The sequence below is a fragment of the Streptomyces sp. CB01580 genome, assembly GCF_001905795.1.
In the GTDB taxonomy this organism is placed as follows: domain Bacteria; phylum Actinomycetota; class Actinomycetes; order Streptomycetales; family Streptomycetaceae; genus Streptomyces.
Genome location: NZ_LIXJ01000022.1, coordinates 14268 through 37575, shown reverse-complemented (window position 1 = coordinate 37575; position 23308 = coordinate 14268). Strand labels below are relative to the sequence as shown.

Here is a 23308-nt window from a genome sequence, read left to right as displayed (position 1 = left end):
CGCTCCGAGAGGTCCGAGAGGAAGGCCGACATGGAGTCCGCCCCCGCCCTGCCGTCCCAACAGCGCCGCCGGGACGCCGCCACCACGCCTCGCCGGGACGCCGCCGCCACACGCCGTCGTCTGCTGGACGCGGCCCACGATCTGTTCGCGGAGCAGGGTTACGAGGCGACGACGGTACGGAGCATCGCGGCGCGGGCCGGGGTCAACCAGGCACTGCTGTTCCGCTACTTCGGGTCCAAGCAGGGACTGCTCACCGAGGTCCTGGCCCAGGGCGGACTGGAGCAGCTGCGTGCCACCCCGGCCGAGGAGCTTTTCGAGACCGCCCTGCGCTCGATGCTGACCCGCAGCGCGGGAGATACGGGAGACCGCACCCTGGAGGTCTACCTGCGGTCCATCGGTCGGGGCGACGAAGCGGCCGGAACCCTGCGGGAGCTGGGGGAGGAGTACCAGAAGGCGCTGGCCGGGCTCTCCGGTACGGCGGACGGTGCCCTGCGCGCGGATCTGGCCATGGCGTGGCTGCTCGGAATCGGACTGATGCGGACGGTCGTCGCCCGCGAGCCGCTGGCCGGGGCGGAGCCGGACGACGTCTGCCGGCTGGTGCTCGGCGCGCTCGGGCACCTCTGGTCGGCGCCGGAACAGGGGCGGGAGCAGGAACCGGGAGCGCGGGAGCAGCAGGGGTAGCGGGAGCGGCGGTGGCGAGCGGGGCGGGGAGAACGGGGCGAGGAACGCGGCGGGCCCGCCCCGGAGCTCAAGTCCCGGGGACGGGCCCGACCATGTGTGCGCGGTGACCGGCTCCCGTAGGTCCGGGGGCACCGGTGTCGTGCGGGGTCACCGGTGGCGATTCTCGAAGGAGGTGAAGGCCGCTTCCTGGCGCCACTCGGTCGGGCCGAAAACTCCCACTCGACGGAGTGTGCGTGCGTTGTTCTTGTCCGCTCGGGCCGCGGGGCGGGGCCGGGTGGGGGACTCTGCGAAGATGGCGGCCATGGGTTGCAACTTCTCCTGAGCGGACGGCGGTATCCGCACCGATCCGCCCGGCGGGTGCCGGGCTTCGTCGGCGTGCCTGCCCGGCGCGCGTGATTCAGGAGACACGACCCATCATGTCCGTTCGTTCCGCATGCCCCGCCCTCGACGACCGCATCGCCCGGCTGAGGCGGATCGCCCACGCCGACGACCGTCTCGAAGGCGTCCTGCTCTACGGTTCCTGGACCCTGGGCGAGGCCGACGCCCACTCCGACATCGAGGCGTACCTCTACGTCCACGACGACCGGCTCCCCGACTTCGACGGTCCCGCCTTTCTCGGGCAGCTCGCTCCGCTCAAGCTGGCGTACACCAACATGTACGGAATCCTCGCCGTGGTCTTCGACGACCTGATGCGCGGTGAGTTCCACCTGACCGCCGCGGGTGCCGGGATCGAGGAAGTGCCCACGTGGCGAGGGATGGTGCACCTGCCCCGCCCCGAGGACGCCGTCCTGCTCGACCGCACCGGCCGCCTGACGCGGGCGGCACGGCAGCTGGCCGAGTTCCGCCCGCCCGAGCCGGCCGTCACCGCTCAGCAGCTCACCGACGAGTCGGCGAACTGGACGCTCATGCTCGCCCACGTCCTGGCCCGTGGCGAGATCGCCCGAGCCCATGCCCTGCTGCACACCGTCGTGGCGCCGCAGCAGCTCCAGCTCTGCCGCCTGCTGCGCGGCAGCACCGCCCACTGGCTCACCCCGAGCCGGGCGCTGGAACGGGACCTGCCCGCCACCGACCGTGATCGTTACACGGCGACCACCTCCGCCGCCCGGGAGGCGGAGGTGCGCAGGGCGGCACGTGAAAGCTGGTGCTGGAGCCGGGAGCTGGCCGCCGAGGCGGCCGACCGCTGGGCCGTCCGTCTGCCGTACGGACTCCACGACGAGATCAGCGGCCTTCTGGACGGCCCGAGCTGAAGCTGACGGTCCGAGCTGAAGCTGACGGTCCGAGCTGAAGCTGACGGTTCGAGCTGAAGCTGACGGTTCGAGCTGAAGCCGATGGTTCGAGCTGAAGCCGATGGTTCGAGCTGAAGCCGATGGTTCGAGCTGAAGTTGACGGCAGGCGCCCGGGCCTGACGGTCCGGGCGCCGAGTTCGATGGTTCGCGACCGAGTTCGACGGTCCGGGCGCCTGGCTCGTTGGTCCGGGCAGAGCCCCTGACGGCCCGCGCCATCGGTTCTCACCGGTTCACCCGGCGGCTCGGCCCAGGAGGGGCATGCAGCGGCTCGCCCAGTGGTCCATGCAACGGTTCATTCATTGGATCACTCAGTGGTTCGTCCGGCCTCCGCGCTGGTACGGCCTCGCGCCCTCGGCCCCGGCATGACAACTCCCTGTGACACACGTGCGGTTGTAGCTTCTGCGCCTCTTCCTGGCCTGTCGCGCGTTGGACACTCTGGGTATGCATTGTCATTACGCAGAGTGGAAAGGTATGGATCATGACGACGATGGAACGGCGCGAAGCGGCGGAGGGGAAAGTACGGGCGGCGGAGGAGGCGGTGGCACGGTTGAAAGAAGGTTTCTCGGGGGTGGGGATCACGTTGCCGTCGTTGCGGGTCGACCCGGTGTCGTGTGCCGGGAGTGATCCCACGCCGCTGGTGGAGCTCGGCCGGTGCAACCTCGACACGGCGCTGCGGCTGAGCGTGGTGCTGGAGGCACAGGGGAGGGCCGGACATGACCGGTGAGGACGTCGAGCCGGGCGCCCAGGGTGCGCAGGAGGCGCACGGTGCACAGGGTTTGCCGGTGGCGTCGGCGTCCCCGGGCGTGCCTGAGCCCGGGACGTTCGCGGTGGACGCGCGGGACGGACGAGTGGGGCGTGTGATGGGGAGCGTCGGGCCGTACGTACAACTTCGGGCGCCGGGCGGCGGGGCGGAGTGGGACTGCCCGCCGCACCTCTTACGGACGGCGCCTTCGGGGCTGGTGCTGCGGGCGCGGGTGACGGAGATCAACCGGGAGGGGCGGCTCCCGCGCTGAACGCGGGATACGCCGATGGCCCAGGCCGACACCGTGCGGCGACCGACCTGGGCCCTTGCGGGGACGCACGGTGGATGTGCGGTGCGGGGTGCGGGTGGTCTGGCGGCCCGATCGGCAGGCGGCCGGATTGGTCAGGGGCCTGGTGTACGGCCGGTCAGGCGGGCAGGTGGTCAGGCGTCAGGTGGCCAGGCGGGCAGGTGGCCAGGTGCTCGCCGCAGAAGGCGTGAGCCTGGCGACGGCCGGGATGACGCAGTCGTCCCTTGAGGACCGTTCAGATGAGAGCCGTCGTCCTGCGGACCGCGACGAGTCGTGACGGCGCAGGTCGGTGCGCACGCCACACGATCGTGGGGCGCTGAGTGAAGCGGGGGACCGCCGCGCAATCGTCGATCCACGGAGCTCACACGGGCCACAGAGAAGGGATCCGTGATGACCGCTGCGATGGTCGAGTACGACCGGGCCTTCGATGGCCGCCCGTGGGACTATCCGCAGCGACCCGACGCGCACCGGACGAAGACCAGAGGGCGATCGGACGAAGACCGCGGGGTGGCCGGACGGCGGAGAGGGCGGCGCCCGTTCCGGGTGCCGCCCTCTCCGTGTCGTTCACCCGGTCACAGGCCCGCGGGTTCCTTTGCCTGGTCCGGGCCCGGACCAGGGGCCGGGGCCGATGCCGTGCCCGTGGTGGTGCCGGGGGCGCCGGAGGTCGTGGCGCCCGCCGGTTCCTGCGAGACGTTGAACTCGGCCAGCAGTTCCTTGCCGAAGCCGAAGAAGTACGTGGCGAGGAAGCCGGCCAGGTAGCCGACCAGCAGCCCGCCGCCGTAGATCGCGACCGTGGTGCCCAGATCGTGGTTGCCGTCGAGGAGCGGGAACAGGGCCCAGCCGGACGGGCCGATGGCCGTGGAGCCGACCTTGTCCCCGAGCTGGTTGAACAGGCCGATGAAGCCGCCGCCGAACGCGCCGCCCACGCACGCCGTGATGAACGGGCGGCCCAGCGGGAGGCTGACACCGTAGATCAGCGGCTCACCGACGCCGAGCAGGCCGGCCGGGAGCGCGGACTTGATGGTGCGGCGGACCGAGCCGTTGCGGGGCAGCCGGAAGTAGACCGCCACGGCCGCGCCGACCTGGCCGGCGCCCGCCATCGCGAGGATCGGGAGCAGGACCGTGTAGCCCTGCTGCTCGATCAGGGTGGTGTGGATCGGGATGAGAGCCTGGTGCAGGCCCAGCATCACCAGGGGCAGGAACAGGCCGCCGAGCACGAAGCCCGCGCCCGCGCCGCCGTTGGCGAGCAGCCAGTCGGCGAACGAACCGATCGCGGTGGAGACCTCGCCGGCCACGAACATCAGGCCGAAGATCGTCACCAGGCCGGAGACCAGGACCGTCAGTGTCGGGGTGACCAGGACGTCCAGCGCCTCGGGCACCCAGCGACGGCACCACTTCTCCACGTACACCGCGAGCACCGCCGCGCCGAGAGCGCCCAGCACACCGCCCTGTCCGGGGGAGAGCTTCTGGCCGAACGCCTCGATGTTCGCGACGCCCGGGAAGACGATGATCGCCGCGACCGCGCCGCCCAGGATCGGCGTACCACCGAACTCCTTCGCCGTGTTGAACCCCACGAACACGGCGATCAGCGCCATGAACCCGGACGCCATCGCGGCGAGCGCGGGCGTGACCGAGGTCAGCCAGCCCAGGTTCACCAGCAGGCCGTTGAGACCCGCGATGATGCCGCAGCCGATGAGGGCCGGGATCAGCGGGACGAAGATGTTCGCGATCCGGCGCAGGAAGAGCTTGAACGGGGTGGCGTTCTTCGCCTTGCGCGCCGCCTTCATCGCCGCGCCCTGAGAGGCCAGTTCCTCCGCGGAGGCGACCTCCGAAGCGGACGCGGATGCGGAGGCGGGATCGGGGGCGGGGGCGGACGCGGGCGCCGGGGTGGCGGCCTCCCTGCCCTCCTCCACCAGCCGTTCGAATTCCGGTGTGACCCGGGCGACGGTGCCCGGGCCGAGGACGATCTGGTACGTGTCGTCCTCGACCACGCCCATGACGGCGGGTATCGCCTTCAGGGCCTCGTCGTCGACGAGCGAGCGGTCGTGCAGACCCAGCCGGAGCCGGGTCATGCAGTGGGCGATGGAGTCGACGTTCGCGGCGCCACCGACGAGCGGAAGGATCGCGGCGGCGGTGGCGCGGTTCTTGTCTTCTGGTGCCATGGTGCGGGGTGCCTTGCTGTGCGGGGGTGGTGCGGGGTGGTGCCGAAGGTTCAGGTAGTGCTGGTGGTTCGGCTGGTTTCGGTGGTGCTGGTGGTGCTGGTCGTGCCAGTGGTGCTGGCGGTTTCGGTGGTTCGTGGGGCGGCGGCGAGGGCGGCCCGGAGGTGGCCGCCGGACGCGGCCAGCAGGCTCTCGGCCGTGGGCCCGTCGACCTGGCCGAGGATGGCGAGGATGGCGTTCTTCACCTCGCCGTCGGTCGCGGTGAGCGCGGCCTCGATCTCGGCGTCGGACGCGCCGGTGGCGAGGGAGACGATCCGGCGGGAGCGTGCGCGCAGCTTGTCGTTGGAGGCGCGGACGTCGACCATCAGGTTCCCGTACGTCTTGCCGAGCCGGATCATCGTGATCGTCGAGATCATGTTGAGAACGAGCTTCTGCGCCGTACCCGCCTTGAGTCGGGTGGAGCCGGTGATCAGCTCGGGGCCGACGACGACCTCGATGCCGTGCTCGGCTGCGGCGGCCAGCGCCGAGTCCGCGTTGCAGGACAGCCCGATGGTCAGCGCGCCCTTGGCGCGGGCGTGCTCGACGGCGCCGATCGCGTACGGCGTGCGGCCGGAGGCGGAGATGCCGACCACCGTGTCGTCGGTGGTGAGCCCCAGGGCCTCCAGATCGGCGGCGGCCAGCTCCTTGCTGTCCTCGGCGCCCTCGACGGCCTTGACCATGGCGGAGGGGCCGCCCGCGATCAGGCCGACGACCTGGGACGGGTCGGTGTTGAAGGTGGGCGGGCACTCGCTGGCGTCCAGAACGCCGAGCCGGCCCGCGGTGCCCGCGCCCGCGTAGATCAGCCGGCCGCCCCGGGCCATGCGCTCCGCCGTGCCGTCGATCGCCGCGGCGATCTCGGGCAGCCGGGCGCCGACGGCGGCCGGGACCGACTGGTCCTCGCCGTTCATGATCCGGGCGATTTCGAGCGTGCCCAGCCGGTCGATCTCGGCCAGCTCGGGGCGGAACGCCTCGGTGGTGAGCGTGTCGAGCTGGGCGCGGAGTTCTCCGTACCCGGTGGGGGAGGTGGCTTCGGCGCCCGTACGGTCGGCGTCGGTCGTGGAGGTCATGGAGGAAGGCTCTGCTTTCTCTTTCTCGGTCTCGTACGGTTTCGCGGGTGCGGGTGCGGGTGCGGGTGCGGGTGCGGGTGCGGGTGCGGGTGCGGGGCCTGGGACGGGTGGTCGCGGTACGGACGTGCTGCGAGGCGCCCGGGCCGGCGTCAGCGCGGGCGTGGGGTGTGGCGGTGGGCCAGTGCCTCGTAGGAGGCGGCGAGGGCGGGGGCGGCCGTCTCGTAGGTGCGCTGCGCGACTCCCACGAACAGGCAGTCGACGACGAGCAGTTGACTCGTACGGCTCGACATCGCGGCGGGTCTCAGCTCGGTCTCGCGGGCGGTGGACGTGGTCAGCACGTGATCGGCGTACTGCGTCACGGGGCCGTCGGGGCGGCCGGTGATCGCGATCGTCGTCGCGCCGTGGTCGAAGGCGACCCGCAGCGGCTCGATGACATCGACGGTGGAACCGGAGTGCGTGATCGCTATGGCGACATCGCCGGAACGCAGCTGCACGGCGTTGGTCACCGCCAGGTGCGGGTCCGTGTGGGAGTGCGCGATCAGGCCGATACGGGCCAGCTTCTGCGCCAGGTCCTGGCCGACGAGGGAGGAGGCGCCCACGCCGTAGATGTCGATGCGGCGCGCGGTGGAGGCGGCGGCCACGGCGGCACCGAGCTGGACCGTGTCGAGCCCGGCGGCCGTGTCGGCGAGCGTCTGCTGCTCGTCGTAGGCCAGCTTCGCGACCACGTCGGCGATGGGGTCGTCGACCGCTATGTCGGCGGTGACGGACGGCGCCCGGCCCGACTGCTGGTGCGCCGCGAGGCCGGCGAGGGCGAGGCGCAGATCGCGGTAGCCGGGGTAGCCGAGGAGGCGGGCCGTACGGACCACCGTCGCCTCGCTGGTGCCGGTGAGCTCGGCGAGACCGGTGACCGTCAGGGCGGCGCAACCGGCGGGATCCCCCGCGACGGCTTCGGCGACACGCTGCATGGAGCGGGTCATCGACGGCGCGAGCGTACGCACCTTGGCCGCGAGGGCCGCCGGGGCGGGCGGGGAGTCAGCGCTGAAACTTTCCTTCAGGTCGTTGGTCACATTTGAAAGATATTTTCAACCCGAGGGCCCGTCAACCCCCTCTTCGGCGGTCCGGTGCCCGGGAGTCGCTTTTCGGCCCCTTGCCTGGAAGCCGGCTCTGGGCAGGGGACCGCCGAAGGGGGACGCCCGATCGCGAGCGGACGGCCTCGCGGGCCGGGTGACAATGGGCGTATGGAGATGAATCCCTTGGAACAGGCGTTGCATACGGCCCGCGCGCTGGTGATGGCCGATCTCGCCGCAGGCGGCGTCGCCGAGGCCGGGATCGTCTCGCTGGTCGAGGACGCGGTGACGCATCGCCGCTGGTGGGTCGAGCAGTGGCCCGAAGGCGTCGCGTTCGTCGTCGGTCTGGTCGCCCAGGACGTGCAGGACGCGCTGCTCGAACGGTACGGGCGCTGGCCGCTCTGCCCGGTCTGCGACGCGGGCGACCCGCATGCCCTGGACGTCGAGCCGGAGCTGGGGCCGGACCCGCACTGGGTGTGCACGAAGGCGGCCGTCGCCGTGGCGCCGGTCGGTTCGCTGGGCGGGATAGCGCGCCGGTGACGGTCTACATCGACCCGCCGCAGTGGCCGGGGCACGGGCGGCTCTGGTCGCACCTGGTCAGTGACGTGTCCTTCGAGGAACTGCACGCCTTCGCGGAGTCCATCGGCTGCCCGGGGCGCGCGTTCGACCGGGACCACTACGACGTACCGGAGTCGCGTTACGAGGACGCGGTGCGTGCCGGGGCGAAGGAGATCGGCTCGAAGGAACTCGTCCGGCGGCTCACGGCCGCCGGGCTGCGACGGCCCAAGGGGCGCCCGGCCCCGGTCCCGGCCCCGGCCTCGGCTTTGGACCTGGCCCCGGCCCTGGACCTGGCTCCGGCCCCGGTCTTGGTCCCCCGGGCCCACTGAGTGGGACGGACCCGCTGACGGGGACGTACCCGCCGGACCGTGGCCGTTGAGGGAGCGGGCCTGTTGAGGGAGCGGGCCCGCCGGACCGTGCCCGCCCCAGGGCATCGAGGGCACTCAGGCCCCGGTGGTGCCCGTCTCCGCGCCCGCCTCCGAAGCCGAGGCCGAGGCCGAAGGCGAAGCTGTGGACGTGGCCTAAGCCGTGGACGTCGTCGATGTTGACGCCTTCGCGGCGGGTGAGCCGGTCACCCTCAGGGACCTGCCCCCACGGCCGTGCAGCCTCAGCGAGAACACCACGGCCACCAGCGCCAGCACGGTCATGGCCGCTCCCGCCCACGCGGTCGCCGCGAAACCGAGGTCGGCGTCGATCACGGCACCGCCCAGCCAGGGGCCGCCCGTGTTGCCCAGGTTGAACGCGGCGGTCGTGGTCGCACCGGCCAGCGTCGGCGCGGCGCCCGCGACGTTGAACATCCGGGCGTTGAGTGCCGGGGCCGTGTAGAACGCGGACACGCCCAGCAGGAACGAGAGCCCGATCGCGGCCACCTGGTACGAGGCGAACAGCGCCAGCGCGACCAGGAACACCGTCGAGGCCGCGATGCCGCTCATCAGCACCCCGAAGAGATGCGCGTCCGCGACCCGGCCGCCGATCGTCGTACCGACCAGCGCACCGATCCCGAACAGCGCGAGCACCGTCGGCACCCACCCGGAGTCCAGCCCGGCCACATCCGTGAGCAGCGGGGCCAGGTAGCTGAACGCGCAGAAGACACCGCCCGCTGCGAGGGCCGTGACCACGATCGACAGCCACACCTGACGGTCCCGGTAGATGGCCATCTCCTGCCTGAGCCGCGGCTTGCGCTCCGGCAGCGGAATACGCGGGATCAGCGTCACCACGCCGACCAGTGCCACGGCGGACGCCGCGCCCACGGCCCAGAACGCCGAACGCCAGCCGAGGTTCTCGCCGAGCAGGGCCCCCAGGGGCACGCCCAGCACGTTGGCGATCGACAGGCCGCCGATCATCACGGCCATCGCGCGGGCCCGGGCGTTCATCGGCACCATCGCGATCGCGACGGCCGCCCCCACCGCCCAGAACCCGGCGCAGGCGAAGGCGCTCACGATCCGCGAGGCGAACAGCACCTCGTACGTCGGCGCCAGCGCGCCCACGACCTGTCCGAGGCCGAAGACGGAGATGAGGGAGACGAGTGTGGTGCGGCGCGGCAGTCGCAGGGTGGCCACGGCGAGCAGCGGGGCGCCGATCACCATGCCGATCGCGAAGGCGGATATGAGGAGCCCGGCACGGGGGATGGACACGTTCATGTCGTCGGCGATCGGCGGCAGCAGGCCGGAGAGCATGAACTCGCTGGTGCCCAGGGCGAAGACGGAGAGGCCGAGGATGTAGACGGCCAGGGGCATACGGGAAGGACGAGCGGCGGAGTCGGGCATGACTGCTGACAACCGCTCTCGCCGTCGCGTCATTCCCTCCGGCGGCGCTTTCACGCAGGTGTCACACACCCGCCATGTGCGGTGCGCCGGCCGTGCCCCCGCCCGTCGTCCGGTGCTCCTGCCCGTCGTCGGGCGCCCGCGCCTCAGCGGTCGAGCAGCTCCAGCTCGGTCAGCAGGTTCTGCCGTGCGCGGGGCTCCCAGTGCTCCGCCCCGTACGGCGTGCGGAACAGGCAGGGCAGGCTGAGCAGTTGACGCAGTACGGTCGTCCGCCCCTCCCGGAACGCGTCGTCGGGCACGAAGTCGTACTCCTCGCGCACCTGTGCCGCGTAGGCGGCGTACTCCTTCGGGGGTGCCGCCAGGATCGCGAGGTCGGCGTCGCACAGCACCTCGCCGTCGGCGTCGCCGTCCGCCGGATCGTGGGTGACGGTGAGCCGGACGAGCCGGGCCACCTCGGCGGTGACGTCGTCGGGTACGCCCGCCTCCGGCAGGGCGCGTTCGGCGAGGGCGGCGCTGCGTTCCTCGTTCTCGGACCGGTCGGGCCGGTACACCGCGTCGTGGAACCAGGCGGCCAGGCGCACGGCGTCCGCGTCGGCCGCGTACGCGGCGAGCGTGTCGACGTGGTCGAGCACCGCGATCAGGTGCGCGGTGGTGTGGTAACGCCGCTGCGGCTCGGCCCACCGGGACAGCAGATTGTCCGCGTACGGCCCCGGATCGGGTCCGGGAGCCCCGCGCCGGGCGGCGACGAGCGTCTCCCGCCAGCGATCGCGGAGCCGGGCCTCGGCGTCGTCCTCCTCGTGGGCGCTGTGTCCGCGTGAACTCTCGGTCATGGCCCGACCCTAGTGCCGGGAGCGGCCCTAGTGCCGCTCCCGGCAACGTTTGCCCCGTCGCACCGCCCGGCACGGCACCTCGCGGTGTTGTCGCATCACCCGCGTACGTCCAGTACGCGGACGATGCTCCGCCTTGCGATGCACCGCACCGGGCGCCGCGAGCTTCCAGGCAAACCTTTCCGGCCACAGCACTAGAGCCGGCGTACGGCCCGGGGCGGGCCGGGGCCGGGTGGTCGACGGGCCCGGCCCGTTCCCCCGGCCGTTGGTCCGCCTCCCGGCCGCTCCCGCCCCCTCCGGCCCGGCCGGTCGCGGTCATCAGGGACGGGAGCACGGCCCGGTGCGGGGCGCCGTCGGCGCGAGGGCCGGTCGCCGCGGGGAGGGAATTCGGCCCAACCGTCCCTTTCCGAGGGTGAGAGCGCGCAGGAGATGGGCGACACGCATCGTGCGCCTCCTGTGCGCCCTATGTCGCCACAGAACCTTCCTTCGATAAGCTGTAGTCAACCCGCCCGCCGCATATGCCGCGGTGCAGGGGTCATTGTGGCCGTCGGTCTCCCGGAGTCCATTCCCCGGAACCCACTCCCCGCCGCCACGACGTCCGCCGTCACCGAGAAAACGCTTCACCACCACCCCCCGCCGCCTTACAAGGAGAGTCGTCCAACCGATGGCCGGTCCCGCCTTCCGAGCCGCCGCCGTCCGGGTGCGCGTCCCCGCGACCAGCGCCAACCTGGGCCCGGGTTTCGACGCCTTCGGCCTCTCGCTGGGGCTGTACGACGACGTCGTCGTCCGCGTGGCCGACTCCGGACTGCACATCGACATCGCGGGCGAGGGCGCCGACACCCTGCCGCGCGACGAGAGGCACCTCCTCGTGCGCTCCCTGCGCACGGCCTTCGACCTGCTCGGCGGGCAGCCGCGCGGCCTGGAGATCGTCTGCGCCAACCGCATCCCGCACGGGCGCGGCCTCGGCTCCTCCTCCGCGGCCATCTGCGCCGGCATCGTCGCCGCCCGCGCGGTGACGACCGGCGGCGACACCCGGCTCGACGACGCCGCGCTGCTCGATCTCGCCACCGAGATCGAGGGACACCCGGACAACGTCGCGGCCTGCCTGCTCGGCGGCTTCACCCTCGCGTGGACGGACGGCGGATCGGCCCACGCGATCAGGATGGATCCCGCGGATTCCATCGTTCCGGTGGTTTTCGTCCCCGACCGGCCGGTGCTGACCGAGACCGCCCGCGGGCTGCTGCCGCGCACGGTCCCGCACGTCGACGCCGCCTTCAACGCAGGGCGTGCCGCGCTGCTCGTCGAGGCGCTGACCAGGCGCCCCGAACTGCTGTTCACCGCTACCGAGGACCGGCTGCACCAGGAGTACCGCGCCCCGGCGATGCCGCAGAGTGCGGAACTCGTGCACCGGCTGCGCGCCGACGGCGTGCCCGCGGTCATCTCCGGTGCCGGGCCGACCGTGCTCGCACTGGCCGAGGGCGGTGCGGCCGACAAGGTCGCACGGCTGGCGGGCGAGGGCTGGGCCGCCAATCGGCTCACGCTCGACGCCCCGGGCGCGAGTGTGCTTCCGCTCGCCCCGTAGCCGCGAGGTGAGGGCCGGGTGGCCGAGAAGTGATTGCCGGTGAGTGAGAGGGGGAATGTTTGTTGGAGCCGGTAGTGTTAACCTCAAGTCTGCAATCGACGTCCATGAGGCGCGTTGCTCCGTGTCCCTTTCCGGGACCACCTTTTCTCCGGGAGCCTCCCCAAACTGCCTGAGCAGCCTGCCTGAGCAGTTTCGTGCACGCACCGGAACCGGCACGACACACCCCTCGCTCGTCCAGGAGTGGGCCGAGCAGGGGGATGCCCGCGCCGGACCCCCGCACACCTTCATTCCTCCGCCGTACCCCGGCGGACCACCGCCCCGGCACGGTCCGCGAGAAGCAAAGACCGCAGCCGGACAGCACAACCGGTCGCCGAGCCAGAAGGCCGACGTCCGCTCCAGGGAAGGACCCTTCGTGAGCGACACCACCGATCTGATGGGCGTGACTGCCGACAAGAACGTCGACAGCGCCGCGCCCGCCGAAGGTGCTGCCACTGGCACCACCACACGGCGCCGCCGCTCCGGCACCGGCCTTGAGGGCATGGTCCTGGCCGAGCTGCAGCAGGTCGCGTCCGGCCTCGGCATCAAGGGCACCGCGCGGATGCGCAAGGGCCAGCTGATCGAGGTCATCAAGGAGGCGCAGGCGGCCGGAGGCGCCGCGCCCAAGGCCGCCGCGCCCGCCGCCGACGCCGAGACCAAGCCGAAGCGCCGTGCCACCTCCAAGGCCCGCACCGGCGAGGACGCCGCGCCGGCCGAGAAGGCCGCCGCCGCCCAGCAGCAGATCGACATCCCCGGTCAGCCGGCCAGTGACGAGCAGCCCGCGGGCGAGCGCCGTCGGCGCCGTGCCACCGCGCAGGCGGGCAGCCCGGAGCCCAAGGCGGAGAGCAAGCCGGCCGTCGAGGCCAAGGCCCAGACGCAGGCCGAGCCCAAGAGCGCCGAGCCGAAGAACGAGGACCGCGCCGAGGCCGCCGCCGACACGGCCGAGGGCCGTCGGGGCGAGCGCCAGGACCGCGGCCAGCGCGGCGAGCGGGGCGACCGCCAGGAGCGCGGGGACCGCCGTGACCGGCAGCGCGACCGCCGCAGCAAGGGCGACGACCAGGGGCAGAGCGGTGGCCAGGGACAGCAGGGCGGCCAGCGCCAGCAGCGCCAGGGCGGCCAGCAGGACGACGGCTACGACGACGAGGCGGGCGGCCGCCGCGGCCGTCGGGGCCGTTACCGCGACCGCCGTGGCCGCCGCGGCCGCGACGACTTCGCGGGCGAGGTCCAGGTCTCCGAGGACGACGTCCTGATCCCCGTCGCGGGCATCCTGGACATCCTCGACAACTACGCGTTCATCCGGACCTCCGGCTACCTGCCCGGCCCGAACGACGTGTACGTCTCGCTCGCTCAGGTCCGCAAGAACGGCCTGCGCAAGGGCGACCACGTCACCGGCGCGGTGCGGCAGCCCAAGGACGGCGAGCGGCGCGAGAAGTTCAACGCGCTGGTCCGCCTCGACTCGGTGAACGGCATGGCGCCCGAAACCGGCCGCGGCCGACCGGAGTTCCAGAAGCTGACCCCGCTCTACCCGCAGGACCGGCTCCGCCTGGAGACCGACTCCAACGTCCTGACGACGCGGATCATCGACCTGGTCGCGCCGATCGGCAAGGGCCAGCGCGGGCTGATCGTGGCCCCGCCGAAGACCGGCAAGACCATGATCCTGCAGGCGATCGCGAACGCGATCACCGTCAACAGCCCCGAGTGCCACCTGATGGTCGTCCTGGTCGACGAGCGTCCGGAAGAGGTCACCGACATGCAGCGGTCGGTGAAGGGCGAGGTCATCTCCTCGACCTTCGACCGCCCGGCCGAGGACCACACCACCGTCGCCGAGCTGGCCATCGAGCGCGCCAAGCGTCTCGTCGAGCTGGGTCACGACGTGGTCGTGCTGCTGGACTCCATCACCCGCCTCGGCCGCGCGTACAACCTCGCGGCCCCCGCCTCCGGACGCATCCTGTCCGGTGGTGTCGACTCGACCGCGCTGTACCCGCCGAAGCGCTTCTTCGGTGCCGCGCGCAACATCGAGGACGGCGGTTCGCTGACCATCCTGGCCACCGCGCTCGTCGAGACCGGCTCGCGCATGGACGAGGTGATCTTCGAGGAGTTCAAGGGCACCGGCAACATGGAGCTCAAGCTCGACCGGAAGCTCTCGGACAAGCGCATCTTCCCGGCGGTGGACGTCGACGCGTCCAGCACCCGCAAGGAGGAGATCCTGCTCGGCAGCGAGGAGTTGGCCATCGTCTGGAAGCTGCGCCGGGTGCTGCACGCGCTCGACCAGCAGCAGGCGATCGAGCTCCTCCTGGACCGGATGAAGAAGACCCAGTCCAACGCGGAGTTCCTGCTCCAGATCCAGAAGACGACGCCCGCTCCGGGCAACGGCAACGACTGACGTCGTACCGTACCGGCAGGCTCACAGGGCCGCCCCCGTCACCGCCGAGGTGACGGGGGCGGCCCTGTTTCGCGCGGCCGCGCGGATCGCGGTTCGTCGCTCCGTGCGCGATCCGGTCCTTTCGGCCGGTCCGAGACCTTCGCCACACGACGGACGTGACGGCCGGGTTCGCGACGACGGCTGCACGGGGCGAGAAACCGCAGGTGAGCGCCGGATCACCAGCCGTTCGCCGACGTGGGGCGTGGCCTTTGTGTCGACTTGTTCCTCACGTGGATGTGACGAACCGCTGTGCAACCCTTCTTCATGCCGCGACGTCGTACGAAGTACCGCGACGTCGTACGAGTCGTACGAGTCACGTGAAGTGGCGACAAGTCGTCACAGCAGAACGAATCAGTGCGCACGCACCGCTGCCGGGGGTGGCCGCGAGGAGCCGGGAACAGAAGGAGAAGGATGAGCGGGCAGAACGGGAGCGGCATCCGAATACGCGCCACCGGCAGACGCCGCAAGAAGCCTTCCCGCCGCCGCCGGACAGCGGTGATCGCCGCCTGGACCCTGGTGGGGGCCGTGGCCCTCGGCGGAGGCGGGCTCGCCCTGGCCTACTTCGACCTCAACGGCAACCTCAAGGCCGTCGACATCAACGCGGCGCTCGGCAAGGACCGCCCCGACAACGTCGACAACGGCTCCCAGGACATCCTCGTGCTCGGCTCCGACTCCCGCTCCGGCGCGAACGCCGCGTACGGCACCGACGAGGGCACGGCCCGTTCCGACACCGCGATGGTCCTGCACATCGACAAGGGCCACCGGACGGCCTCCGTCGTCTCCATCCCTCGCGACACCCTCGTCACCCGCCCCGACTGTGTCGGCGACACCACCGGGCAGCTCGTCGCGGGGGAGCGGCGCGCGATGTTCAACACGGCGTACGAGGTCGGCGGGCCGGCCTGCGCGGTCAAGACCGTCGAGGCCATGTCCGGCATCCGCATGGACCACTACCTGGAAGTCGACTTCACCGGGTTCAAGAAGCTCATCGACGAGCTGGGCGGCGTGAAGATCACCACGACCACGGCGATCCACGACCCCAAGAGCCATCTCGACCTCCCTCCCGGCACCCACGTGCTGAACGGCGAGCAGTCGCTGGGTCTCGTCCGCACCCGCAAGAGCGTCGGCGACGGCAGCGACCTCGGCCGCATCCAGCTCCAGCAGGCGTTCATCAAGGCGCTGATGGAACAGGTCAGGAGCGTCGGGGTGTTCTCCAGCCCGACGAAGCTGTACGACCTCGCGGACGCCGCCACCAAGGCCGTCACGACCGACTCCGACCTGGGATCGGTCAAGGAACTGGCCTCCTTCGCGAACGGCCTCAAGGGGCTCGGCGCGAAGAACGTCCACATGGTGACCCTGCCCGTCCAGTACGACCCGGCCGACCCGAACCGCGTCGTACCGCTGGAGGAGTCCGCCCGGCAGGTCTGGGACGCGCTCAAGGGCGACAGGCCGATCCCGGCCTCGGCCACGGAGAAGTCGGCCGGTGACAAGGGGACCGCGGGCGACGTCGTCCGCTGACCCGGCCGCGCCGCGGGCCGGAACCGGTGACGCCTCGTGATGCGGCGTGACAATCGGTGGCGCGCGGTCGCGTCCCCCGGCGCGGGAACGGACCCGGGAATAGGTGCGGGCCGCCCCCGGTTTTGGGAGATGCGGCCAATCCTGGCAGACTGGACCGTCGGCCCCGGTTCACGGACACGCATCCCGTGCGTCCGACCCGGTGCCCTCCCGAACCTAGGAGAATCCCTTGAAGCGCGACATCCACCCCGCGTACGCCGAGACGCAGGTCAGCTGCACCTGCGGCGCGTCGTTCACCACCCGGAGCACCATCGAGGGCGGCACCATCCGCGCCGAAGTCTGCTCCGCGTGCCACCCGTTCTACACGGGCAAGCAGAAGATCCTCGACACCGGTGGCCGCGTGGCCCGCTTCGAGGCCCGCTTCGGCAAGGCTGCCGGCTCCGCCAGCAAGTAGCGAGCCACTGCGCCGGTTCTCGGCGCCCTCTTCCCGGGGGCGCCGAGACCGGCGTTTTCCGGCTCGGGGTACGACACGTCCCCGTACCCCCGCCCGGACGGCGGCACGCCGTCCAGCAGGCACGTCCGATTGAAGGAACCAGGAGCCCGAAGATGTTCGAGGCCGTCGAGGAACTGATCGGTGAGCAGACCGATCTGGAGAAGAAGCTCGCGGACCCGGCGGTCCACGCCGACCAGGCCAACGCGCGCAAGCTGAACAAGCGCTACGCCGAGTTGACTCCGATCGTCGCCACGTACCGCTCCTGGAAGCAGGTCGGCGACGACATCGGGACGGCCCGCGAACTGGCCGCCGACGACCCCGACTTCGCCGCGGAGGTCAAGGATCTGGAGCAGCAGCGCGAGGAGCTCACCGAGAAGCTCCGCCTCCTGCTGGTCCCGCGCGACCCCAGCGACGACAAGGACGTGCTCCTGGAGATCAAGGCGGGCGCCGGGGGCGACGAGTCCGCCCTGTTCGCCGGTGACCTGCTGCGGATGTACCTGCGCTACGCCGAGCGCGTCGGCTGGAAGACCGAGATCATCGACTCCACCGAGTCCGAGCTCGGCGGCTACAAGGACGTGCAGGTCGCGGTGAAGACCAAGGGCGGCAACGGCGCCACCGAGCCCGGCCAGGGCGTCTGGGCCCGCCTCAAGTACGAGGGCGGCGTGCACCGCGTGCAGCGCGTGCCCTCCACCGAGTCCCAGGGCCGCATCCACACCTCCGCCGCCGGGGTGCTCGTCACTCCCGAGGCGGAGGAGGTCGACATCGAGATCCACGCCAACGACCTGCGCATCGACGTCTACCGCTCCTCCGGACCCGGCGGCCAGTCCGTCAACACCACGGACTCCGCGGTCCGCATCACGCACCTGCCGACCGGTGTCGTCGCCTCCTGCCAGAACGAGAAGAGCCAGCTTCAGAACAAGGAGCAGGCCATGCGCATCCTGCGCTCGCGTCTGCTGGCCGCGGCCCAGGAGAAGGCCGAGGCCGAGGCCGCCGACGCGCGCCGCAGTCAGGTCCGCACCGTCGACCGCTCCGAGAAGATCCGCACGTACAACTTCCCGGAGAACCGGATCTCGGACCACCGCGTCGGTTTCAAGGCGTACAACCTGGACCAGGTGCTCGACGGCGATCTGAACGCGGTGATCCAGGCGTGTGTCGACGCCGACTCCGCCGCGAAGCTCGCCGCAGCATAGGACCGGCCGCACACGTCGACCTCCCGATGCGTCGGCCGGTCCCAGCAAAGCCCGCCCCGCCCGTGACCCCGTACGGAGTACCGCGATGAACCTGCTGCTCGCCGAGGTGGCCCAGGCCACCCAGCGGCTGGCCGACGCCGGTGTGCCCTCACCGCGATTCGACGCGGAGGAGCTCGCCGCCTTCGTGCACGGCGTCAAGCGGGGCGAGTTGCACCGTGTGCCGGACGCGGACTTCGACGCCCGCTACTGGGAGGCGATCGCCCGCCGCGAGGCCCGCGAACCGCTCCAGCACATCACCGGCCGCGCCTTCTTCCGCTACCTGGAGCTCCAGGTCGGGCCCGGCGTCTTCGTCCCCCGCCCGGAGACCGAGTCCGTCGTCGGCTGGGCGATAGACGCTGTGCGCGCGATGGACGTCGTCGAGCCGACCGTCGTCGACCTGTGCAGTGGCTCGGGCGCCATCGCCCTGGCCATCGCCCAGGAGGTGCCGCGATCCCGGGTGCACGCCGTGGAACTCTCCGACGACGCCCTCAAGTGGACCCGGAAGAACGCCGAGGGGTCCAGGGTGACCGTCCACCACGGCGACGCCCTCACCGCCCTCCCCGAACTCGACGGCCAGGTCGACCTGGTCATCTCCAACCCGCCGTACATCCCGCTCACCGAATGGGAGTACGTGGCCCCCGAGGCCCGCGACCACGACCCGGAGATGGCCCTGTTCTCCGGTGAGGACGGCCTCGACACCATCCGCGGCATCGAACGCACCGCGCACCGCCTGCTGCGTCCGGGCGGCCTCGTCGTCGTCGAGCACGCCGACACCCAGGGCGGCCAGGTGCCGTGGATCTTCACCGAGGAGCGCGGCTGGGCCGACGCGGCCGACCACCCCGACCTCAACAACCGTCCGCGCTTCGCCACCGCCCGCAAGGCCATGCCGTGACCGGCGCCACCCGCACCCGGGGACGGGCCGCGCCCGGCGACCACGGCCCGCACGGCCGGGCCGCGACCGGCGGCGCCCGCACGCACGCCCCGCACCCGCCATACCCGTACATGCTTGAGGAGGCCGGCTGATGGCACGGCGATACGACTGCAACGACGCGACCGACCGTACGACGGGGCTGCGCGAGGCCGTGTCGGCCGTCCGCCGCGGCGAACTGGTCGTGCTGCCCACCGACACCGTGTACGGCGTCGGCGCGGACGCCTTCAGTTCCGAGGGCGTCGCCGATCTGCTCGCCGCCAAGGGCCGCGGGCGCAACATGCCCACCCCCGTGCTGATCGGATCCCCGAACACGCTGCACGGCCTGGTCACCGACTTCTCCGAGCAGGCGTGGGAGCTCGTCGACGCCTTCTGGCCGGGCGCCCTCACGCTCGTCGCCCGGCACCAGCCGTCGTTGCAGTGGGACCTCGGGGACACCCGCGGCACCGTCGCCATCCGGATGCCGCTGCACCCCGTCGCCATCGAGCTGCTCACCGAGTTCGGCCCGATGGCCGTCTCCAGCGCCAACCTCACCGGCCACCCCGCCCCCGAGAACTGCGACGCAGCCCAGGAGATGCTCGGCGACTCCGTCTCCGTCTACCTCGACGGGGGACCGACACCCGGCATCGTGCCGTCGTCGATCGTCGACGTGACCAGCAAGGTCCCCGTACTGCTGCGCGCCGGCGCGGTCTCGGTCGAGGAACTCCGCAAGGTGGTACCCGACCTCGAGGTGGCGAATTGACCGCCCCTGAGGGGCGTGGCATAGCGGGGCGGGCCGACACTTTCCGCATCCTCCACGTCAGCACCGGCAACGTCTGCCGCTCGCCGATCACCGAGCGGCTGACCCGGCACGCCCTGGTGGACCGCCTCGGCGACCCGCTGCTGGGCGGGCTGATCGTGGAGAGCGCGGGCACCTGGGGCCACGAAGGCGCCCCCATGGAGTCCAACGCCGAGATCGTCCTCGCCGACTTCGGCGCCGACCCCACGGGCTTCGTCGGCCGGGAACTCCTGGACGAGCACGTGATCCGCGCCGATCTGGTGCTCACCGCCACCCGCGATCACCGGGCGCAGGTCATCTCGATGGGGCACTCGGCCGGGCTGCGGACCTTCACGCTCAAGGAGTTCACCCGGCTGGTCCGTGCCATAGATCCGGCCACCCTGCCCGACCCGCGCGGCGAGGGCGTCGTCGAGCGCGCCCGCGCACTGGTGCGCGCCGCCGCCGCGCTGCGCGGCTGGCTGCTGGCGCCTACCGTCGAGGCGGACGAGGTGAACGACCCGTACGGTGCGCCGATCACGTTCTTCCGGTCCATCGGCGACGAGATCAACCAGGCGCTGGACCCGGTCGTCACCGCGCTGACCGGCGTACCGGCCGCGCACTGACCCACGCACCGGCGCACCGCCCCGCCGTGCGGAGCCCGTACGTACCCGTGCGCACCCGGCACGTGCCGCTGGGCGCCGCTCTGACAGGCGTACGCGAGGACAAGTGCCCGAGGGACGGGCGGGTGCACGGCGGCGGCGCACAGCGGGCGGAGGGCCCGTGACGGGCCTACATTGGAGCTGACGCCAGCGCACCCACTCCAGGTCCGGAGCTCCTCGATGCCGGTCACCACCCCCGCCGCACACCCCTTGCCCGTCGATCCGGTCCTGCCGCAGGACTTCGGGGCCCTGCTCCGGGAGGACCCGGAGATCGCCGCCGTGCTGCTCGCGGAGCTGGACCGGCAGTCGAGCACCCTGCAGCTGATCGCCGCCGAGAACTTCACCTCCCCGGCGGTCCTCGCCGCCCTCGGCTCACCGCTCGCCAACAAGTACGCCGAGGGCTACCCCGACGCCCGCCACCACGGCGGCTGCGAGCACGCCGACGCCGCCGAGCGCGTCGCCCGCCACCGTGCCACCGCCCTCTTCGGCGCCGAACACGCCAACGTCCAGCCCCATTCCGGTTCCTCCGCCGTCCTCGCCGCCTACGCCGCCCTGCTGCGCCCCGGCGACACGGTGCTCGCGATGGGGCTCCCGTACGGCGGCCACCTCACACACGGCTCGCCCGCCAACTTCTCCGGCCGCTGGTTCGAGTTCGTCGGCTACGGGGTGGACTCGGAGAGCGGCCTGATCGACTACGCGCAGGTGCGCGCCCTGGCCCGCGCGCACCGCCCGAAGGCGATCGTCAGCGGCTCGATCGCGTACCCCCGGCACCCGGACTACGAACTGTTCCGGGACATCGCCGACGAAGTGGGCGCCTATCTGATCGCCGACGCCGCGCATCCGATGGGGCTGATCGCCGGGGGAGCGGCGCCGAGCCCGGTGCCGTACGCCGACGTGGTCTGCGCGACCACGCACAAGGTGCTGCGCGGCCCGCGCGGCGGGATGATCCTGTGCGGCGCGGAGCTGGCCGAGCGGATCGACCGGGCGGTGTTCCCGTTCACCCAGGGCGGCGCGCAGATGCACACGATCGCCGCGAAGGCGGTCGCGTTCGGGGAGGCGGCCACTTCGGCCTTCGCCGCGTACGCCCGCGGGGTGGTCGCGCACGCCCGGGTGCTGGCCGCCGGTCTGGAGGCCGAGGGCTTCGAGGTCACCACGGGCGGCACGGACACCCATCTGATCGTCGCGGACCCGGCCCCGCTGGGCGTCGACGGGCGCCTCGCCCGGGACCGCCTCGCGGCGGCGGGCCTGGTCCTGGACGTCTGCGCGCTCCCGTACGGGGATGCCCGGGGGATCCGGCTCGGCACGGCGGCGGTGACCACCCAGGGCATGGACGACGCCGACATGGCGCGGCTGGCGGCCCTGTTCGGGACGGCGGTGCGCGAGGAGGGCGCGGCGGCGGACGTCCGCGCGGAGGTCCGGGAGCTGGCCCGCGCACACCCGCCGTACCCGTCCGGGACGCGGGCCGCCGGCCCCGGCCGCGGACCGTCCGGACCGGACGGACCGGCCTGACCGGGGAGCGTCCGGTCCGGCCCGGGCGGGCCCGGCGACGGGGGGCGGAACGCGGAACCATCGGCCCGCCCGCGGTGTCCTCGACCACGAGCCCGCGACGTCCTCGACCAGGAATCGGACCTTCCGGACCGTCTAAGGTGTGGGCTGAGATGGCCGTAGAAATCTGTGGGGCAGCCCGTGCGTGATTACCTGCTGACGCTCTGCGTAACGGCTGCGGTGACCTATCTGCTGACCGGCCCGGTGCGCAAGTTCGCCATCGCGGCCGGGGCGATGCCCGCGATCCGCGCGCGCGATGTGCACCGGGAACCGACGCCACGGCTCGGCGGCATCGCCATGTTCGGCGGACTGTGCGCGGGTCTGATCGTCGCGGCCCATCTCCACAACCTCGACTGGGTCTTCCAGCAGTCCGACGAGCCGCGGGCGCTGCTCTCCGGGGCGGCGCTGATCTGGCTGATCGGTGTCCTGGACGACAAGTTCGAGATCGACGCGCTGATCAAGCTGGGCGCCCAGATGATCGCCGCCGCCGTGATGGTGCTCCAGGGTCTGACGATCCTGTGGTTGCCGATCCCCGGCATCGGCACGGTCGCGCTCACCCAGTGGCAGGGCACGCTGCTCACGGTCGCCCTGGTCGTCATCACCATCAACGCGGTCAACTTCGTCGACGGCCTGGACGGGCTCGCGGCGGGCATGGTGTGCATCGCATCGGCCGCGTTCTTCCTGTACACGTACCGGCTCTGGTACGGGCACATGATCGAGGCGGCGGCCCCCGCGACGCTGTTCACCGTGATCCTGATGGGCATGTGCCTGGGTTTCCTGCCGCACAACATGCACCCGGCCCGGGTCTTCATGGGCGACTCGGGATCGATGCTGATCGGGCTGGTGCTGGCGACCGGGGCGATCTCCGTCACCGGTCAGGTCGACCCGGACACGATGACGCTCTTCGCGGGCAGCGAGCGCGAGGCCACCCACGCGATGCTGCCGGTCTTCATTCCGCTGCTGCTGCCGCTGACCATCATCGCGATCCCGGCCGCGGACCTGGTGCTGGCGATCGTGCGGCGCACCTGGAACGGCCAGTCGCCGTTCGCCGCGGACCGCGGGCATCTGCACCACCGGCTGCTGGAGATCGGTCATTCGCACAGCCGGTCCGTGCTGATCATGTATTTCTGGTCGGCGCTGATCGCTTTCGGCGCGGTCGGCTATTCCGTGCATTCGGCGTCCCTGTGGATCGTGCTGGTGATCATGGGACTGAGCGCGCTGGGCCTCGTCCTGCTGCTGATGCCGCGCTTTACGCCCCGGGCGCCGTACTGGGCGGAACGCTTCCTGCCGCCCCGCTACCGCCGGCACCGGCGCGGTCGCGCAGAGGAGTCGTCGCAGGGCGCGGCCACAGCGGCCGGGGAGGCCCAACGGCGGTCCCCGGAAGGACAGATGGGGGGAACGGACCGACGCGGCCAGGAGCGGCCCGCCGCCGCCACGGGTGTGCCCGGCGTCAACGGGGCGACCGCGCTCGGCGCTCGTTCGCGTTTTTCGGACAGAGATGCGGCCGATTCGACCCGCTGACGATTCGGTCATTGAGGGCAATACCAGGTCAGGAATAGAGTTGTCTTGCTCACATGTGCAAATTCACTCTCATGTGTGACAGCAAGCACAGGTCTTGGTAAAGACCTCATCAAATAGTTTGTGATACC

At 71.8% G+C, this 23308-nt stretch carries 21 protein-coding genes; 16 read left to right on the top strand and 5 right to left on the bottom strand.

Annotation, left to right across the window (positions count from 1 at the left end):
- Positions 1–30: 30 nt before the first annotated feature.
- From AMK22_RS27020 to AMK22_RS27005, 4 genes are all read left to right on the top strand, one after another.
- The gene (locus tag AMK22_RS27020) at positions 31–681 is read left to right on the top strand and encodes a TetR/AcrR family transcriptional regulator (RefSeq protein ID WP_073789216.1); all 651 of its coding nucleotides are present in this window, start codon (positions 31–33) and stop codon (positions 679–681) included.
- A 416-nt stretch (positions 682–1097) separates the two neighbouring features.
- Positions 1098–1928: a DNA polymerase subunit beta gene (locus AMK22_RS27015; RefSeq protein ID WP_073789214.1), complete on the top strand. Its 831-nt coding sequence runs from the start codon at positions 1098–1100 to the stop codon at positions 1926–1928.
- A 517-nt stretch (positions 1929–2445) separates the two neighbouring features.
- On the top strand, positions 2446–2691 hold the full coding sequence (locus AMK22_RS27010; protein WP_073789211.1) for a hypothetical protein: 246 nt from the start codon (positions 2446–2448) through the stop codon (positions 2689–2691).
- Positions 2681–2980: a hypothetical protein gene (locus AMK22_RS27005; protein ID WP_242434156.1), complete on the top strand. Its 300-nt coding sequence runs from the start codon at positions 2681–2683 to the stop codon at positions 2978–2980. The genes AMK22_RS27010 and AMK22_RS27005 overlap by 11 nt, the downstream gene beginning before the upstream one ends.
- Positions 2981–3588: 608 nt before the next feature.
- Here AMK22_RS27005 and AMK22_RS26995 read toward each other — a convergent pair.
- The 3 genes from AMK22_RS26995 to AMK22_RS26985 all read right to left on the bottom strand — a co-directional run bounded on the left by AMK22_RS26995 (position 3589) and on the right by AMK22_RS26985 (position 7348).
- Positions 3589–5178, bottom strand: a complete 1590-nt coding sequence (locus AMK22_RS26995) for a PTS transporter subunit EIIC (RefSeq protein ID WP_073789207.1) — start codon at positions 5176–5178, stop codon at positions 3589–3591.
- Between the two features lie 50 nt (positions 5179–5228).
- Positions 5229–6281 carry an N-acetylmuramic acid 6-phosphate etherase gene (murQ, locus tag AMK22_RS26990; protein ID WP_242434147.1) on the bottom strand — a complete coding sequence of 351 codons (1053 nt, stop codon included), beginning with the start codon at positions 6279–6281 and terminating at the stop codon, positions 5229–5231.
- Between the two features lie 149 nt (positions 6282–6430).
- Entirely contained in the window at positions 6431–7348 is a 918-nt protein-coding gene (locus AMK22_RS26985) for a MurR/RpiR family transcriptional regulator (protein ID WP_073789205.1), read from the bottom strand.
- A gap of 171 nt (positions 7349–7519) precedes the next feature.
- On the opposite strand from AMK22_RS26985, the gene AMK22_RS26980 reads away from it, so the two are divergent.
- Entirely contained in the window at positions 7520–7888 is a 369-nt protein-coding gene (locus tag AMK22_RS26980; RefSeq protein WP_073789203.1) for a hypothetical protein, read from the top strand.
- Positions 7885–8235, top strand: coding sequence for a DUF4031 domain-containing protein (locus AMK22_RS26975; protein WP_079186418.1), 351 nt, complete (start codon positions 7885–7887; stop codon positions 8233–8235). Before AMK22_RS26980 ends, AMK22_RS26975 begins: the two co-directional genes overlap by 4 nt.
- Positions 8236–8427: 192 nt before the next feature.
- Here AMK22_RS26975 and AMK22_RS26970 read toward each other — a convergent pair whose 3' ends face one another.
- Both AMK22_RS26970 and AMK22_RS26965 read right to left on the bottom strand, forming a co-directional pair.
- Positions 8428–9642 carry a Cmx/CmrA family chloramphenicol efflux MFS transporter gene (locus tag AMK22_RS26970; protein ID WP_073789201.1) on the bottom strand — a complete coding sequence of 405 codons (1215 nt, stop codon included), beginning with the start codon at positions 9640–9642 and terminating at the stop codon, positions 8428–8430.
- Positions 9643–9815: 173 nt separating this feature from the next.
- Positions 9816–10499, bottom strand: coding sequence for an HD domain-containing protein (locus AMK22_RS26965; RefSeq protein ID WP_073789200.1), 684 nt, complete (start codon positions 10497–10499; stop codon positions 9816–9818).
- A gap of 661 nt (positions 10500–11160) precedes the next feature.
- On the opposite strand from AMK22_RS26965, the gene thrB reads away from it, so the two are divergent.
- The 10 genes from thrB to AMK22_RS26915 all read left to right on the top strand — a co-directional run bounded on the left by thrB (position 11161) and on the right by AMK22_RS26915 (position 23180).
- The gene (thrB, locus tag AMK22_RS26960; protein WP_073789198.1) at positions 11161–12078 is read left to right on the top strand and encodes a homoserine kinase; all 918 of its coding nucleotides are present in this window, start codon (positions 11161–11163) and stop codon (positions 12076–12078) included.
- Positions 12079–12490: 412 nt separating this feature from the next.
- Entirely contained in the window at positions 12491–14497 is a 2007-nt protein-coding gene (rho, locus tag AMK22_RS26955) for a transcription termination factor Rho (RefSeq protein WP_073789196.1), read from the top strand.
- 450 nt (positions 14498–14947) lie between these two features.
- Positions 14948–16051: an LCP family protein gene (locus AMK22_RS26950; protein WP_073789194.1), complete on the top strand. Its 1104-nt coding sequence runs from the start codon at positions 14948–14950 to the stop codon at positions 16049–16051.
- Between the two features lie 226 nt (positions 16052–16277).
- Positions 16278–16502: a 50S ribosomal protein L31 gene (gene rpmE, locus AMK22_RS26945; RefSeq protein ID WP_073789191.1), complete on the top strand. Its 225-nt coding sequence runs from the start codon at positions 16278–16280 to the stop codon at positions 16500–16502.
- Positions 16503–16654: 152 nt separating this feature from the next.
- The gene (gene prfA, locus AMK22_RS26940; RefSeq protein WP_073789189.1) at positions 16655–17731 is read left to right on the top strand and encodes a peptide chain release factor 1; all 1077 of its coding nucleotides are present in this window, start codon (positions 16655–16657) and stop codon (positions 17729–17731) included.
- A gap of 85 nt (positions 17732–17816) precedes the next feature.
- A complete protein-coding gene (prmC, locus tag AMK22_RS26935) occupies positions 17817–18662 on the top strand; it encodes a peptide chain release factor N(5)-glutamine methyltransferase (protein WP_073789187.1) in 846 nt (281 codons plus the stop codon).
- Between the two features lie 130 nt (positions 18663–18792).
- Positions 18793–19440: an L-threonylcarbamoyladenylate synthase gene (locus tag AMK22_RS26930; protein WP_073789185.1), complete on the top strand. Its 648-nt coding sequence runs from the start codon at positions 18793–18795 to the stop codon at positions 19438–19440.
- The gene (locus tag AMK22_RS26925; protein ID WP_073789183.1) at positions 19437–20078 is read left to right on the top strand and encodes an arsenate reductase/protein-tyrosine-phosphatase family protein; all 642 of its coding nucleotides are present in this window, start codon (positions 19437–19439) and stop codon (positions 20076–20078) included. The genes AMK22_RS26930 and AMK22_RS26925 overlap by 4 nt, the downstream gene beginning before the upstream one ends.
- 216 nt (positions 20079–20294) lie before the next feature.
- Positions 20295–21623: a serine hydroxymethyltransferase gene (glyA, locus tag AMK22_RS26920; protein ID WP_073789181.1), complete on the top strand. Its 1329-nt coding sequence runs from the start codon at positions 20295–20297 to the stop codon at positions 21621–21623.
- 165 nt (positions 21624–21788) lie between these two features.
- Positions 21789–23180, top strand: coding sequence for an MraY family glycosyltransferase (locus tag AMK22_RS26915; RefSeq protein ID WP_073789179.1), 1392 nt, complete (start codon positions 21789–21791; stop codon positions 23178–23180).
- Positions 23181–23308: the final 128 nt, after the last annotated feature.